The organism is Comamonas sp. AG1104 (genome assembly GCF_003350425.1).
Classification (GTDB): domain Bacteria; phylum Pseudomonadota; class Gammaproteobacteria; order Burkholderiales; family Burkholderiaceae_C; genus Comamonas; species Comamonas testosteroni.
The window spans coordinates 140,968-155,172 of record NZ_QQAS01000008.1 but is presented as its reverse complement, the minus strand read 5'-3'; the positions used below and the strand labels follow the sequence as shown (position 1 = coordinate 155,172).

Annotated in this window: 12 protein-coding genes; 6 read left to right on the top strand and 6 right to left on the bottom strand. The window is 63.6% G+C overall.

Features of this window, described 5'->3' with window-relative positions; genetic code table 11:
- Positions 1 to 66 precede the first annotated feature (66 nt).
- Positions 67 to 546 (bottom strand): VOC family protein, encoded by a 480-nt coding sequence (locus DFO48_RS21105; RefSeq protein WP_114864666.1) that lies wholly within the window; start codon positions 544 to 546, stop codon positions 67 to 69.
- A gap of 466 nt (positions 547 to 1,012) precedes the next feature.
- On the opposite strand from DFO48_RS21105, the gene DFO48_RS21100 reads away from it, so the two are divergent.
- The 4 genes from DFO48_RS21100 to DFO48_RS21085 all read left to right on the top strand — a co-directional run bounded on the left by DFO48_RS21100 (position 1,013) and on the right by DFO48_RS21085 (position 6,479).
- Entirely contained in the window at positions 1,013 to 1,621 is a 609-nt protein-coding gene (locus DFO48_RS21100) for a (2Fe-2S)-binding protein (RefSeq protein ID WP_003072903.1), read from the top strand.
- 2 nt (positions 1,622 to 1,623) lie between these two features.
- Positions 1,624 to 3,918, top strand: a complete 2,295-nt coding sequence (locus DFO48_RS21095) for a xanthine dehydrogenase family protein molybdopterin-binding subunit (protein ID WP_114864665.1) — start codon at positions 1,624 to 1,626, stop codon at positions 3,916 to 3,918.
- A gap of 23 nt (positions 3,919 to 3,941) precedes the next feature.
- Positions 3,942 to 5,237: a cytochrome c gene (locus DFO48_RS21090; protein ID WP_114864664.1), complete on the top strand. Its 1,296-nt coding sequence runs from the start codon at positions 3,942 to 3,944 to the stop codon at positions 5,235 to 5,237.
- A 168-nt stretch (positions 5,238 to 5,405) separates the two neighbouring features.
- On the top strand, positions 5,406 to 6,479 hold the full coding sequence (locus DFO48_RS21085; RefSeq protein WP_114864663.1) for an XdhC family protein: 1,074 nt from the start codon (positions 5,406 to 5,408) through the stop codon (positions 6,477 to 6,479).
- 11 nt (positions 6,480 to 6,490) lie between these two features.
- On the opposite strand, the gene DFO48_RS21080 is transcribed toward DFO48_RS21085, so the two are convergent.
- Positions 6,491 to 7,219 carry an aspartate/glutamate racemase family protein gene (locus DFO48_RS21080; RefSeq protein WP_114864662.1) on the bottom strand — a complete coding sequence of 243 codons (729 nt, stop codon included), beginning with the start codon at positions 7,217 to 7,219 and terminating at the stop codon, positions 6,491 to 6,493.
- Between the two features lie 57 nt (positions 7,220 to 7,276).
- Between DFO48_RS21080 and DFO48_RS21075 the strand changes: the two genes are divergently transcribed.
- Positions 7,277 to 8,077 carry an AraC family transcriptional regulator gene (locus tag DFO48_RS21075; protein ID WP_114864661.1) on the top strand — a complete coding sequence of 267 codons (801 nt, stop codon included), beginning with the start codon at positions 7,277 to 7,279 and terminating at the stop codon, positions 8,075 to 8,077.
- A 118-nt stretch (positions 8,078 to 8,195) separates the two neighbouring features.
- Positions 8,196 to 9,245, top strand: a complete 1,050-nt coding sequence (locus tag DFO48_RS21070) for a DNA/RNA non-specific endonuclease (protein ID WP_114864660.1) — start codon at positions 8,196 to 8,198, stop codon at positions 9,243 to 9,245.
- A gap of 343 nt (positions 9,246 to 9,588) precedes the next feature.
- On the opposite strand, the gene DFO48_RS21065 is transcribed toward DFO48_RS21070, so the two are convergent.
- The 4 genes from DFO48_RS21065 to DFO48_RS21050 form a co-directional block, all read right to left on the bottom strand.
- Positions 9,589 to 9,945 carry a DsrE/DsrF/TusD sulfur relay family protein gene (locus tag DFO48_RS21065; RefSeq protein ID WP_114864659.1) on the bottom strand — a complete coding sequence of 119 codons (357 nt, stop codon included), beginning with the start codon at positions 9,943 to 9,945 and terminating at the stop codon, positions 9,589 to 9,591.
- 82 nt (positions 9,946 to 10,027) lie between these two features.
- The gene (gene yedF, locus DFO48_RS21060) at positions 10,028 to 10,267 is read right to left on the bottom strand and encodes a sulfurtransferase-like selenium metabolism protein YedF (protein WP_114864658.1); all 240 of its coding nucleotides are present in this window, start codon (positions 10,265 to 10,267) and stop codon (positions 10,028 to 10,030) included.
- Positions 10,268 to 10,284: 17 nt separating this feature from the next.
- Entirely contained in the window at positions 10,285 to 11,562 is a 1,278-nt protein-coding gene (gene yedE, locus DFO48_RS21055) for a selenium metabolism membrane protein YedE/FdhT (protein WP_255413116.1), read from the bottom strand.
- Positions 11,563 to 11,731: 169 nt separating this feature from the next.
- Complete coding sequence (locus tag DFO48_RS21050) at positions 11,732 to 13,951, bottom strand: hypothetical protein (RefSeq protein ID WP_114864657.1); 2,220 nt, start codon at positions 13,949 to 13,951, stop codon at positions 11,732 to 11,734.
- Between the last annotated feature and the right edge of the window lie 254 nt (positions 13,952 to 14,205).

Here is a 14,205-nt window from a genome sequence, read left to right as displayed (position 1 = left end):
CCGACTGGGCCCGTCACAGCTGTGCCGCGACAATGAATGCCGCCCGCCAGCCTTTCGCAGCCTTGCCTAGCCGCGCCAGGCAGCCTCGATGACGGCGATATCGATCTTCCTCATCTCCATCATGGCTTCAAAAGCCCGTTTGGCCGCCACGCGATCCGGGTCGGCAATGGCTGTGGTCAGCACACGCGGCGTGATCTGCCAGGACAGCCCCCAGCGGTCCTTGCACCAGCCGCACTGACTCTCCTGGCCGCCATTGCCGACGATGGCATTCCACAGCCGGTCCGTTTCCTCCTGATCGTCGGTCGCGACCTGAAACGAAAACGCCTCGTTGTGCTTGAAGACAGGGCCGCCGTTCAGGGCCAGGCAGGGGATGCCCATGACCGTGAATTCGACCGTCAGAACATCGCCCTGCTTGCCGGACGGGTAGTCGCCCGGTGCGTGGTGAACCGCGCCCACGGAGCTATCGGGAAAAGTCTGGGCGTAGAACCTGGCGGCTTCCAGTGCCTCGCTTTCGTACCAGAGACAAATCGTGTTTTTGCTGACCATCTTGGCTCTCCTGAACAGGAACTGATGAATGTCTGCAAACCCGCAGACCGCGGACCCCTCTCTATCGAGGCACCGGTGCACCGGCGGCTTTCGGCGTCTGTGCATTGAAGCCGCATTTCTTCGCCTCTTCAATCCCCATGTCAGTCGGTGCAGGACCATCCCCCCCCGATATAGCCATGGCGTCCCTGCTCTCACCAAGACATCGGAAATGGATCAGGCCGCATCAGCCTTGCCGATTTCAAGGCCGTCCTGGGCCGCCTCCGGAGCCACGCCAGTCCTGCCCTGCTGTCGCAGATCCGGGCTCAGAGGCTGTCCCTCAGCACCGGCCCGGCCTTGCCTCGCTAGCGCACACCAGAGCAATCGAATCTGCTTTATATCAAGCAGATCTCTTTCATTTTTGTCTAGTCATATAATTGACTACACATATATAAGACTCAATCCTTGAAACCTACGATTTGTTGACGTCATGAAATTCACTCTGAACGGCCAGGAAGTGGACGCGCAAAGCGCCACTGCCGACACACCTCTTTTGTATGTGCTGCGCAATGACATGCAGCTCAACGGCCCCAAGTTCGGCTGCGGCCTGGGCGAATGCGGTGCCTGCGCCGTGCTGATCGACGGCAAGGTGGCGCGCTCCTGCTCCGTGCCCCTGAAGGCGGTCGACGGCAAGAAGGTCACCACACTGGAAGGCCTGTCGCCTGACGCCAGCAAGGCCGCCAACGCGCAGGCCCTGCAGGACCGCGCCGTGCTGGATGTCAGCGCCGCCGAGACAAAGGCGCCTGCCACCGCACGCACCTACACCCTGCACGTGGTGCAGCAAGCCTTTGTCGATGCACAGGCTGCGCAGTGCGGCTATTGCACCAACGGAATGATCATGGCGCTGGTCGCCCTGTTCAACCAGCAACCCAAGGCCAGCGACGAAGAAATCAGGCACGCCCTGTCCGGCCATCTGTGCCGCTGCGGCACCCATGTGGAAATCATGCAGGCCGCCGCCCGCGCCCGTGAGCTGATTGCCAAGGGCCACAGCCCGGCCCTCCCCGCCGCCGGCGCATCCACCACCGCAAAGGCTGCCTGATCATGAAATTCTTCACCAAAGACAATCACGCTCAACTGACCCGTCGCCAGTTGCTCAAGGCCGGCGGCATGCTGATGGTCGGCTCCGTGGCAGGCGGCCATCTGCTGATGGCCCAGACCGCCCCCGAAGCGGCTGCCAAGGGCGCTTTTCCCATTCCCTCGGCCAAGCTGGTGGACAGCTTCATCGCGATTGGCGCCGACGGCTCCGTCACGGCCTACAACGGCCACGTGGACCTGGGCACGGGGGTGCGCACGGCTCTGGGCCAGCTGGTGGCCGACGAGCTGTATGTGGACTTTGCCGCCGTGACCATGGTGCTGGGCCACACCGCCCGCACCCCGGATCTGGGCCCCACCATTGCCAGCAACACCATCCAGGTATCGTCCCTGCCCATGCGCCATGCCGCAGCGCAGGTGCGCCAGCTGCTGATCAAGCTGGCGAGCGAAAAGTCCGGTGTTCCCGCTGACCGCATCACCACCCAGAAAGGCGTTGTCATCGCCGGCGGCAAGCGCTACGGCTATGGCGAGCTGGTCCAGGGCCAGGATCTGCAGATCGAGGTCGACGACAAGATCGAGCTGCGCAAGTCCGGCTTCGAGTACATCGGCAAATCGGTGCAGCGCGTGGACATCCCCAACAAGGTGCTGGGCGCACTGACCTATATCCACGACCTGCGCGTGCCCGGCATGCTGCACGGCCGCGTGATCCGTCCTCCCTACACCGGCGCCGATGCCACGGCCCCCCTGGGCTCCAGCCTGGTGTCGGTGGACGAGAAGTCCATCGCCCATCTGCCTGGCATCGTCAAGGTCGTCGTCAACGGCGACTTCGTGGGCGTGGTGGCCGAGCGTGAAGAGCAGGCCATCGCTGCCATGCGCCAGCTCAAGGTCACCTGGAAGGAATGGAGCGGCCTGCCTGATATGTCGCTGAGCGGCCTGCACCAGACCCTGGTGGACCACGCCAAGACCGACCGCGTGCTGCAGGAAGACGAAGGCGCGTTGCAGGCCATCGAGCAGGTCAAGACTGCGCTGACCCGCGACTATGTCTGGCCCTATCACGCTCATGGCTCCATCGGCCCGTCCTGTGCAATTGCCGAAGTGGGCAACGGCCAGATCCAGGTCTGGACCGGCTCGCAGAACCCTCACGACGTGTGCAAGGACATTGCCAAGCTCATGGACGTGAATGCCGACAACATCAACGTCACCCGCCTCGAAGCCTCCGGCTGCTACGGCCGCAACTGCGCGGACGACGTCTGCTCGGACGCCGTGCTGATGTCGGCCGCCGTGGGCAAGCCCGTGCGCGTGCAGCTGATGCGCGAGCAGGAAGCCGGCTGGGAGCCCAAGGGCACGGGCCAGCTGATTCGCGTGCGCGGCGGCCTGGATGAGCAAAACAATGTGGCCGCCTACGAGCTGCGCACCTGCTACCCCTCGAACAACGCCTCGGCGCTGGCCCTGATCCTCACGGGCAAGGTGTCCGCCAAGATCGATGCCCAGCAAATGGGCGACCGCACTGCCATTCCGCAGTACGAGTACCCCAAGATGCGCGTGATCTCCCAGGACGCCGTGCCGATCGTGCGCGCCTCGTGGATGCGCGGCGTCTCCGCCTTGCCCAATGTGTTCGCCCATGAGTCCTGGATCGACGAATGCGCCTACCTGGCCAAGGCCGACCCCATCGAGTACCGCCTGCGCTATCTCAAGGACCCCCGCGCCGTGGCGCTGATTGCCGAGGCCAAGAAGCAGTGCAACTGGCAGGAAGGCCCGGCGCGCCGCAATGCGGCTGCTGACGATCAGCGCCTGGTCAAGGGTCGCGGCTTTGCCTATGCCCGCTACTTCCACAGCAAGTTCCCCGGCTACGGTGCGGCCTGGGCGACCTGGGTGGTCGACGTGACCGTGGACCGCGAAACCGGCGAAGTCAAGGTCGACAAGGTCTTTGTCGCCCAGGACACCGGCGCCATGGTCAACCCCGCAGGCGTGCGTCATCAGGTGCACGGCAACGTGGTGCAGTCCACCAGCCGCGTGCTCAAGGAGTTCGTCACCTTCGACAAGAGCGGCGTCACCTCCGTGGAATGGGGCGGCTACCCCATCCTGCGTTTTGACGAGCTGCCCGAGATCGACTCGCTGCTGGTCGAGCGTCCCAACGAGGCACCCATGGGTGCCGGCGAATCGGCCTCCGTGCCCAGCGCGGCCGCCGTGGCCAACGCCATCTTTGACGCCACCGGCGTGCGCCTGCTGGAAGTGCCGTTCACGCCCAGCCGCGTGCTGGCCGCGCTCAAGGCTGCCAAGAGCGGCGCCGCCTCGTCCAAGTGACTCCACCGATAAAGAACATAGATATGCGAACGTTCCAAAAGATTCTGGCGGGCAGTGCGGCTGTAGTGGTCGTGCTGGCTGCCGCCGGCCTGGCACTCACCCATCAGGGCGAGATTGCGCCCCAGTCAGCCATTGCCGCTGCCGACTTCACGCCCCAGCAGATTGCCAAGGGCAAGCTGCTGGCCGCCATGGGCGACTGCGCCGTCTGCCACACTGCGCCCAACGGCAAGACCAACGCAGGCGGTCTGGCCATGCCCAGCCCCTTCGGCACCATCTACACCAGCAACATCACGCCCGATCTGCAGACCGGCATCGGCAGCTGGAGCTATGAAGCCTTCGAGCGCGCCATGCGCCACGGCGTGGACCGCGAAGGCCAGTACCTCTACCCCGCCTTCCCCTACACGGCCTTCAGCCGCGTGACGGATGAGGACATGAAGGCCTTGTACGCCTTTCTGATGAGCGAGCCTGCCGTGGAGAACGAGGCGCCCAAGACGGCGCTGAACTTCCCCTACAACGTGCGCCGCGGCATTGCGGCCTGGAACTGGCTCTACCTCAAGCCCGGCGTCGTCAAGGACGATGAAAAGCAGGCTCCCGAGTGGAATCGCGGTGCCTATCTGGTCGAAGGCCTGGGTCACTGCAGCGCCTGCCACACACCGCGCAACGGTCTGGCCGCCGAGAAAACGGGTGAGTTCCACCTCACCGGCGGCAGCGCCGAAGGCTGGGATGCTCCCGCCCTGACGGACAAGACGGCCTCGCCCCTGCCCTGGACCAAGCAGGATCTGGTCGACTATATGAAGACCGGCTTCTCGGCCCGTCACAGCGTGGCAGCCGGCCCCATGGCTCCCGTGGCCCACGGCCTGTCGCAGCAAAGCGATGCCGACCTCGACGCCATTGCCACCTATCTGATGAGCTACCGCAAGGCTGACGCCGCCCCTGGCGATGCCAAGGCACTCATTGAAGAGAAGACCGCCAAGCCCAAGCTGGCGCTCGATGCCGAAGGCTATCGTCTGTACCAGGGCGCCTGCATGGCCTGCCACAAGGCAGATCCCTCGGGCAGCAGCTTCGGCGTGCGTCCCCAGCTGGCGCTGAGCACCAGCCTGCATTCCGCATCGCCCGACAACGCCATCATGGCCGTGCTCGAAGGCGTGCAACATCCGGCTCATGCAGACCTGGGCACCATGCCGGCCTTCCGCCATGCACTCAGCGATGCACAGATCGCCACCCTGCTCAACACCATGCGTGCCCAGTACGGCGTGGACGAGTGGAAAGACCTGGCCGCCAAGGTAGGCCAGTTGCGCAAGCAGACCCAGGCGCATTGACAGCAGGCGCTGCCAAAGCGCTGCACAGCTCTGCACAAGCCGGCCTTCCCTGTCCTTCAGGCCTCGGAAGGCCTTTTTACGGGTGATCATTTACGGGTAGCGCCGCTACCCGGTGCCCGCCTGATGCTTCAAAATTGCAGCGAGCGAGAGAAACAGAGAAAGCAAGCAATGGACAATATCGACGTCTTGGTACTCAAGGCATTGCGTGACTGGCGCTCGGCCGGCCAGCACGCCTTGCTGGCCACCGTGGTGCGCACCTGGGGCTCGTCCCCACGCCCAGTGGGCTCCATGATGGCCTTGCGCGAGGACGGACGCGCCATTGGCTCGGTATCGGGCGGCTGCATCGAAGACGATCTGATCGCCCGCCACACCAAGGCCCTGAACCAGAACCTGGGCATTGCCGACGGCCCGCCGCAGCTGGTGCGTTACGGCGTGAGCGCCGACGAGGCCCACCGCTTCGGCCTGCCCTGCGGCGGCACGCTGGAGCTGCTGCTGGAATTCAACCCCGATGCGGCCAACCTGCAGCAACTGGTGGCCGAGCTGGAAGCTGGATCACTGGTGAAACGCAGTGTCGACTGCGGCAGCGGTGAAGTCCGCCTGCAGACGGCCGAGCACCCCGACGCACTGGAGTTTGACGGCCAGCAACTCGTCAACCACCTCGGCCCCGGCTACCGCATGCTGCTGATCGGTGCGGGGGCCCTGGCCGAATACCTGGCCACCATGGCCTTGTTCAACGGCTTCACGGTCACCGTCTGCGACCCGCGCGAGGAATACATGGGCAGCTGGTCGGTGCCCCAGGTCAACACCGTCACCGACATGCCCGACGATGCCGTCACGGCCTTCAAGCCCGATGCGCGCAGCTGCATCGTCGCCCTCACCCACGACCCCAAGCTAGACGACCTGGCCTTGCTCGAAGCCCTGCACAGCCCGGCCTTCTATGTGGGCGCCATCGGCTCGCGCCGCAACAACCACGCAAGGCGCGAGCGCATGATGGAGCACTTCGCCGAGACCGAAGCCTCGCTGGCCAGGCTGCGCGGCCCCATCGGCCTCTATATCGGCAGCAAGACTCCGGCAGAGATCGCGGTGAGCGTGATGGCCGAGATTCTGGCCGTGAAGAACGCCGTGCCGCTGCCGCAAGCCATGTCGGTGGAAGTGGCCAAGCACGAGCATGACATCGCCATGAACGAGGCCAGCACGCATTGCGCCATTCCGGAGATCCTCCAGCCGGGCTCGGCGCACTGATATCCGTCAGCTCAGGCCTGCAGCGCAAAGTCCACGGCCGCTGCAGCATGCAAGGCCGTGGTGTCCAGCACCGGCAGCACGCTGTCTTCGCTCTTGATGAGCAAGCCGATTTCCGTGCATCCCAGCACCACGGCCTGCGCCCCACGGGCCGCCAATGATTCGATGGCACGCTGATAGAGCTTGCGCGACACATCGCTGATCTGCCCCGCGCAAAGCTCCTCATAGATGATGCGGTGCACCTGCGTGCGCTCGGCCTCGCCCGGCACCAGTACCTTCAGGCCGAACTGCTGCTCCAGCCTCTCGCGCATGAACGGCTGCTCCATGGTGAAGCGCGTACCCAGCAGCCCCAGCACCTGCACACCGGCTGCGCGCGCGGCCGCCCCGACCGGGTCGGCTATGTGCAAAAACGGAATCGACACGGCTGCCGCCACCTGATCCGCCACCTTGTGCATGGTGTTGGTGCAAAGCAGCACACAGTCTGCGCCTCCGGCTTGCAGACGCCGAGCTGCATCGGCCAGCAGCACCGCCGCGTCGTTCCAGCGGCCTTCATGCTGGGCTTGCTCGACAGGGCCGAAGTCCACGCTGTACATCAGCAGCCTGGCCGAGCGCAACGCACCCAGACGCTCCCGGACACCCTGGTTGATCAGGCGGTAGTACTCGGCGCTGGACTCCCAGCTCATGCCGCCAATCAGGCCTATGACGTGATTCGGCCCGGTGCTTGTTTGCAGGTCTTGATTCATGAGCAGCAGTGTGAGGCTGGCCGGCCACCATCGTCTATCATGAAATTTCAGCCCGCCATGAAGACCCATCTGATTCAGCCTTCGGCAACCGATACGCCATCCGTGCAGATCCATTTGCTCGGGCGCGCCGCCTACAGCAGCCGCGACCCGGTGCGTATGCATGCGCTGGGCATTGCGCTGCAAAGACAGCAAGGCGTGCACGCCATTGTCTCCGACAGGCGCGAGGACTTCGATACCTGGCCCGGCACTCTGAGCTATACGCCGCCGGGAGTGGAGGTATTTTCCGAATCGGCCACCGGCGGCGAATATCTGGTGCTGCGCTATGCCGCCCATGAGGCTGACGCGCCCAGGCCGTCGCAGCGCATCTCGCAACATGGCCAGCGCTCGGCCTTGCAGATGGCACTGCATCTGCGCCTGCTGCTGCTCAGCCCTCGGCCGGACGCCCTGGCCATCGAGCAGACGGCGCTGCGGTTCATGGCCTGCCAGGAGGGCAGCGCCTGCGGCGCCGACGCGCGCCCCGGCGCCGGCTATGGACGCGTGCTGGAGCGCATTGCCGCCGAGTTCGATCGACCGCTGAGCATTGCCGATCTGTCCGCCATGGTGGACACCAGCCCCTTGCGCTTTCTGCGCGAGTTCACACGGCTCACGGGCATGACGCCGCATGCCTGGATCACGGAGACCCGGCTGCAGGCGGCCCGCGCCATGATGCGAGGCGCCGATCTGCCCCTCACGCAGATCGCGCTGGAATGCGGCTTCAACCATCAGTCGCATTTGGGCCATGTGTTTCGCAAGCACCTGGGCCTGACGCCAGGCCAGTACCGGCAACATCACGGCGTGAAACCAACACCCGGCCCTTGAGTTGCGCGCCTGCAGGCACGCGATTCACATACGGTTTCATTGCCGGACACACAAAGTGCGGCCTGCGGGGCGCACCATGCTTCAAGCAGCATTCAAGCGGCGTACCATTGCCGCCTCAATGACGACCGCCAAGAAAAAGAAAACGCCTGCGCGCAAGCGCGGCAATGCTTCCAGGACTGCTCGCTACAGTCTCTCCCGCATCAAGCGCTTTGCCCTGTCTGCGGGTGCAGCGGCGCTGGCCAGCTTCCAGATTGCCAGCTGCAGCTTCAATCCCGGTGCCTCTGCCGAAAAACTGCTGGGTCAGGCGCTCGCGGCCCTGCATATTCCTGCACTCGATGCGCTGGGCCAGAGCCTGCAGGCCTTTCGCAAGAACGGCTGGCCGGATCTGGATGGTCTGCGTTCCGGTTCCGGTTCCGGTTCCGGTTCCGGCTCCAGCTCCCACACGCCCAGCGTGGGCGGCAAGGTGGACAAGGCCGATGTCACGGCCACGGCCCAGCCCACGCACTTTGCCAGCTGCCCCCAGTTCTTTCCCGGCGGCAAGGCTCCGGCCCTGCAACTGCACTCCCATGAGCGCGAGCTGTGCTTTTCGGGTTTTGCCGTGCTGCACAACGGCAGCACCAAGACCCCGGTGTTTGTGGCCGAGCGTCTGAACCGCCAGGCGCTGCAGCAGGCCCAGGGCTTGCAGCGCAGCGACAAGTTCTATGCCGATGCCCGCCTGCCGCGCGCCGAGCGCTCCGAGCTTGATGACTACAAGCGCTCCGGCTTCTCGCGCGGCCATATGGCCCCGGCAGCCGACATGAGCACGCCCGAGGCCATGGCCCAGAGTTTCAGCCTCGCCAATATGGTTCCGCAAAACCAGGTGCACAACGCGGGAGCCTGGAGCCAGGTGGAACAGGCCACGCGCAAATACGCGCTGCGTGCCCGGGGCGACGTCTATGTCTTCACCGGCCCGGTGTTCAGCAAAAATGCCTCGACCATCGGTGCGGGCAAGGTGGCGGTGCCCGACTACCTCTTCAAGCTGGTCTATGACGCCAGCACCGGCAAGAGCTGGGTGTACTGGCAGGCCAATAGTGCCGACACCCGCATGGGACCGCCCATCAGCTACGAGGAGTTCACGCGCCGCACCGGCATGCCGCTGCTGTCGGCCGTGAATCTGCCTCACGCATAAAAGTGAGCTGCTTGCGCAATCCATTCAATGTTTTCAATGAGGTTTCATATTGAAATCAATGATTGACAATCGCAAAAAGCTACATTTTTAATAGCAAAACCAGATTCACAGAGACTCTGCGGATTCAAGCCTGCCTGCCCTCCAGCTTGAGAATCACATCCGGCAGCAGCCAGGCCTTGTGGCGGGTGCGCTCATTGGCCATGCCGGTGAAACCACGCTTTGAATGCATGGACATCCAAGATGCTCGGTAAGTGCAGAGCCGCACTCCAGGACGGACCGCTGCCCCCAGCCTTCAATACCGCAACCATGCGGGCGGTATTGAACGATGCTGTGAACGTCCTTCTTAGAAGGTGATGACCTTGTCGGCCGCCAGCGTCCAGTCTGCCAGTTCAGGCAGAGTGCCTATTTCCACGCCGGCAATCAGTGTCAGCGCGGCCAGGCCTCGAGCCAGTGCACAGGTGCGGCACAGCCTGACGCTCACGCCCTCGGCAACCAGATGCTCGACCATGGCCTGCAGACCGCTGCCCGCACCATCGTGCTGATTGGGCAGGCCGACCACGGTGGCGTCGGACATCAAAAAGACTTTCACCTCAGGCCTGGCATCATGGCCGCGCAAGGCTGTCGCCACGCGCAGCGCCGATAGGCAGCGCTCGCTGCCATAGGGCGCGGCGTGAACGATGATGACGATTTTTTGGGACATTAAAAATTCCTTAGCAAATAGCGCAACGCCCAGAACTGGCACAACCCGACAAAGAGACAGCAAGCAAGCGCCTCAGGGGGAGCTACTTCCTGATCAAGTATCGAATCGTCGGCCCGTCCTGCTGAATCTCCAGCACCTCATAGCCGTGATTCCTGGCATCCAGCGGAATATTGTTGATGGACTGCGGGCAGTCCGAGACCACTTCCAGAATCTGGCCCGGCTGCAGGCTGGGCATGGCCTCCAGCGTGGCAACGGCGGGGTATGGGCAGGGCTCGCCCAGCATGTCGAGGCGGAAATCGGGAACGTATTTGGTGTCACTCATGATGGTTTCCTTGAGATTCAGGCAATGCGCGAGGCAGGGGCAGCTGTTGTGGCAGCGGCCAGACGGGATTTTTTGGCAAAGAAACGCTTTTCCCACCACAGCACCAGAGCCAGCGAGATACCCAGCATCACATAGGTCAGCAACAGGCCGCCCTGCGGGCCCAGCGCCTTGAGCAGATTGACCTTGTCGTAACTGGTGGCCAGCACGGGCGAGATGTCGTCCCAGACCAGCGCCAGCAAGGTCGATCCGATCACATTGCCCAGACCCACCCACCAGAAATGCACCTGGCCTTCGACGGCACGGTACATCCAGCCGGTTTCACAGCCGCCGGCCAGCACAATGCCGAAGCCGAACAACAGGCCGCCGATGACGGCATTGGGGCCGGCCCAGAAGATCTTGGGATCCATGCCCAGTTGCACATAGCTGTAGATGCCGATGGTGCCCACGGCCATGCCCGCGATGATGGCCTTGGCCATCTGCGTGCGGCCCGTGATCCACAGATCGCGAAAGGCCGAGGTAAAGCAGACCTGGGCACGCTCGATGATCAGGCCGAAGGCCAGACCGAACAGAATCGCCATGCCCAGCCTGGGCGCTTCGGCAGCCTTGCAGATGCCCCAGGCCACACAGGCCAGGAACAGCGCCACGCCGATGCGAAAGCGCCGCCTGGCCTGGGCCTCGCTTTGCTCCAGGGGCTTGGGTGCCGTCACTTTCTGCAGCTTGACGGGAATCCGGAACATTGGCAGCAGACTGACCTTGGCACCGGCCAGCGAGCCGATGGCCGTGGCAATGGCGAAGAACCAGGCATGCAGCGAAAACTGCGGAATGCCGGTAAAGAACGCCGCCAGATTGCAGCCCATGGCCAGACGCGCGCCAAAGCCCGCGATGATGCCGCCCACAATGGCCTGAAACACGCGAATGCGGTGGTTGGGCTGACGCAGCTTGACGTTATTGGCCCAAAGCGCAGCCGAGAAGCAGCCGACAAACATGCCGATGATCATCAGCCCGTCCACGCGTGTGAGCGGCGTGCCTTGCAGCCCGATGACCTTGAAATAGCCCCAATCGGAGAGATCGACACCGAGGAACTGCAGGATATGCCCGCCCCAGCGGGTGAATTCCCCCGTCACGGCCCAGAAGGTGCCGGTAATGCCGAAGTAATACGCAGAAAGGACGCCGGCCGCAATCACTGCGGGCACGGGCGACCAGAAACGCACCAGATATTGGTGCTTGAAATCTTGCCAGCTCATTGCCTTGCTTTCCTGCCACGCGAAGCTGCGTGGACGTTTTTCCAGTCGCACCAGCAAAAAAGACGCAAAAACCCTTGGCTTTTGCGTCTTCAACAAGCTGGTGGATGGCTACAAAAGTGGCCCGCTCAGGGGCTAGAAACCAGGGTTGACCCTGGTTTCAGACATGGCTGGCGATTATCCATCTGCACTCTGGCACATGCACAAGGCAGCGGTGCTTACCTTACCTTGCTGCTGCGCCACCCGCAGGTGCAGCTGGCTCCATGGCCGTGGCCGCGCCAGCGACTGCAGGGCCGTGCTGCCAGCTGACGGGCAGCACGGCGTCCAGCCAGTGCATGCGCCAGGCCAGCAGCGCGGCGGCCGCCACCAGTGCCAGCACACACAGGCTGTTGCGCAGGCCATGGCTGTCGGCATAAGGGTCGGTGTAGTTGCGCTTGGCGTTGGCTGGCACCTTGGCCGTCTGCGACAGGCTGCGGCCCAGACCCAGATTGATGTTCATGCGGCCATTGATGGCCCAGCCGCTGGCATCGAGAATCGGCCCCAGGCTGCGCTGGCGCAGCTTGAGCCAGGCAATCAGCATGCTCGGCCCCGAGATGGCCAGGATGATGCCCAGAATCGCCATGGGAATCCATGGCCCCAGCTCGATGAACTTGCCAAAGATGCCGACGATCACGGCGCTCAGCGAGCCCAATGCCACGCCAATCGCCGCCACCGTGCCCACATCGGTCTTGCGCGCCGCGGCGGGGGCTGCAGTTGCCGGGGTCAGATCCTTGGGGGCCGTCACCAGCTTGGTGGCGTTGTCGCTCAGGCTGGCGTTCACCACATCGTTCTTGGCGGCTGCATGCTTGGCCACCTGCTCCTCGATCATGCGTACAAACTTCTTGTAGGGCGAGAAGAAGGCCTGGCCGATGCTGGTCGGGTTGTCGATGAGCTTGACGATGGTGGCATCCCAGTCGTTGCCCGCGCGGTCATAGAACACGCCGTTGCGGCCCACGAACAGAAAGTCCACGTCGCCAGCCGTGAAGGCCGCAGCGATGGTCTTCTTCTGCCCTTCGCGCTTGCATTCGCAGTAAGCCAGATAGGTCTTGGCCATGGCCGCCAGCGCCGAGTGGGCTGCGGCATCTGCCACTTCCACCGTCAGGTCGCAGCTGCGGCCGTCGAGAAATAGCGTGCCGGCCTGAAAGGCCGCACCTTCGCGGCGATAGAAGCTGGAGAAGGAGACAAAGTTGTTGAGCAGCTCCAGCAGATCGCGCTGCAGGCGAATCAGCTTTTCCAGCGCCCTGGCCTGCACGGCATGCTCTTTTTCAGCGTCGTCATGGTCCAGCAACTGGGTCAGCGCTGCTTGCATGCCGCTGGCCAGCAGTTGCTGCACCTCGGCTTCGCTGATTGCCCCCAGGGGCGTGGCGGGGCAGGCGGCCAGCCATTGCTGGCAGTTGGCCAGCATGGTCTTGAGCTGCTCCCACTGCGCTTCGCTCAGCACTGTCAGCGCCTCGCCAAACACGGGCTGCACGGCCTGCTCGCGCAGGGTCTGCAGGGCAGCGGCCCAGGCGGGGTTGACGCCATTCACCAGCGGCAGGCTGCGCTCGCCCGTCACTGCGGCCAGCGGCAGCGCGGCCAGCGATTCGGAGGTATTGCTGAGCACCTGCGCGCCCAGGGCGGCATAGCCTTCTTCGGTCGGGTTGAGAGGAGCACGAGCGTTGGTATCGAACTCCACCAGACGCGTACGGGCAAAAAAGTCATCGACCTTGGCCTGCACGGCGTTCACAGCCCCGGCAGCCGCCAGCGCCAGCGCGCGCGGCTGCAGATGACAGCCCAACTCGGCCGCCTGAGCAAACCAGGTCTGCAGGCTGTGCAGATCTGCCCAGAAAGCTTCGGCCTTGGCGCGATCGATTCCCGGCACGCCATCGTGGCCATCCACCGCGCCATAAAGCTCCTGAATGCGGGCGATCAGGCCTGCCACCGCCTCATTGCCTTCTGCCGTGGCCGCGTTGACTACGCCGTCGCCGTTGAAGCGCAGGGCCTGCAGCGAAGCCAGACGCTCCTGCACCTGAGCCAGCGTGATGGCGCGGGCATCGGGCTGGCCTGCAAGTTCCAGCACGCGCCTGGCCTCTGCCAGCAGCAGCGCGCCTTCTTGCGTCGCGTCGTTGATGCTGTCCAGTTGCAGCACATCGCCGCCATCGGCCAGAACCTGCGGGTCACGCACTCTTGCCACGGCCCATTCACAGGCGGCCACCAGCTCGGGGGGGCGAATGCGCCCGTCCTTGCTGACATCAATCAAATCCAGCGTTGCGCTGTCGAACTCAATGCCTCGCGTGGGACAGGCCAGAGCCACCCACAGCTTCTGATCCAGCTCACCAATATGGGCAATGTCCTGGCCCGTGCGAATCACCACCTGGTCCACCTCGCCGGCGCGGAAAAACTGCCACTCGTACTGCTTCTGCATGAAACTACCAACTCCCAGGCAAGGATTGCCCTTGTCAAAGCACATTGCAACCAATGGCTGCCTGCACTATCCGCTATCAAAAGCGAGGAGTTTAAAAGTCATTTGCACTGGCTGAATGGTGACATTTGTGAACTCTTGCGCTTCTTGGGGCTGGTCTGCACTCCCTCCCACTGCCTTATCGCGCCATCGTGAGTGGCTGCTTGTTTTCTTTAATAAAGTACTTTTTTAGATACTTTATTTGCTACACTGCCCCG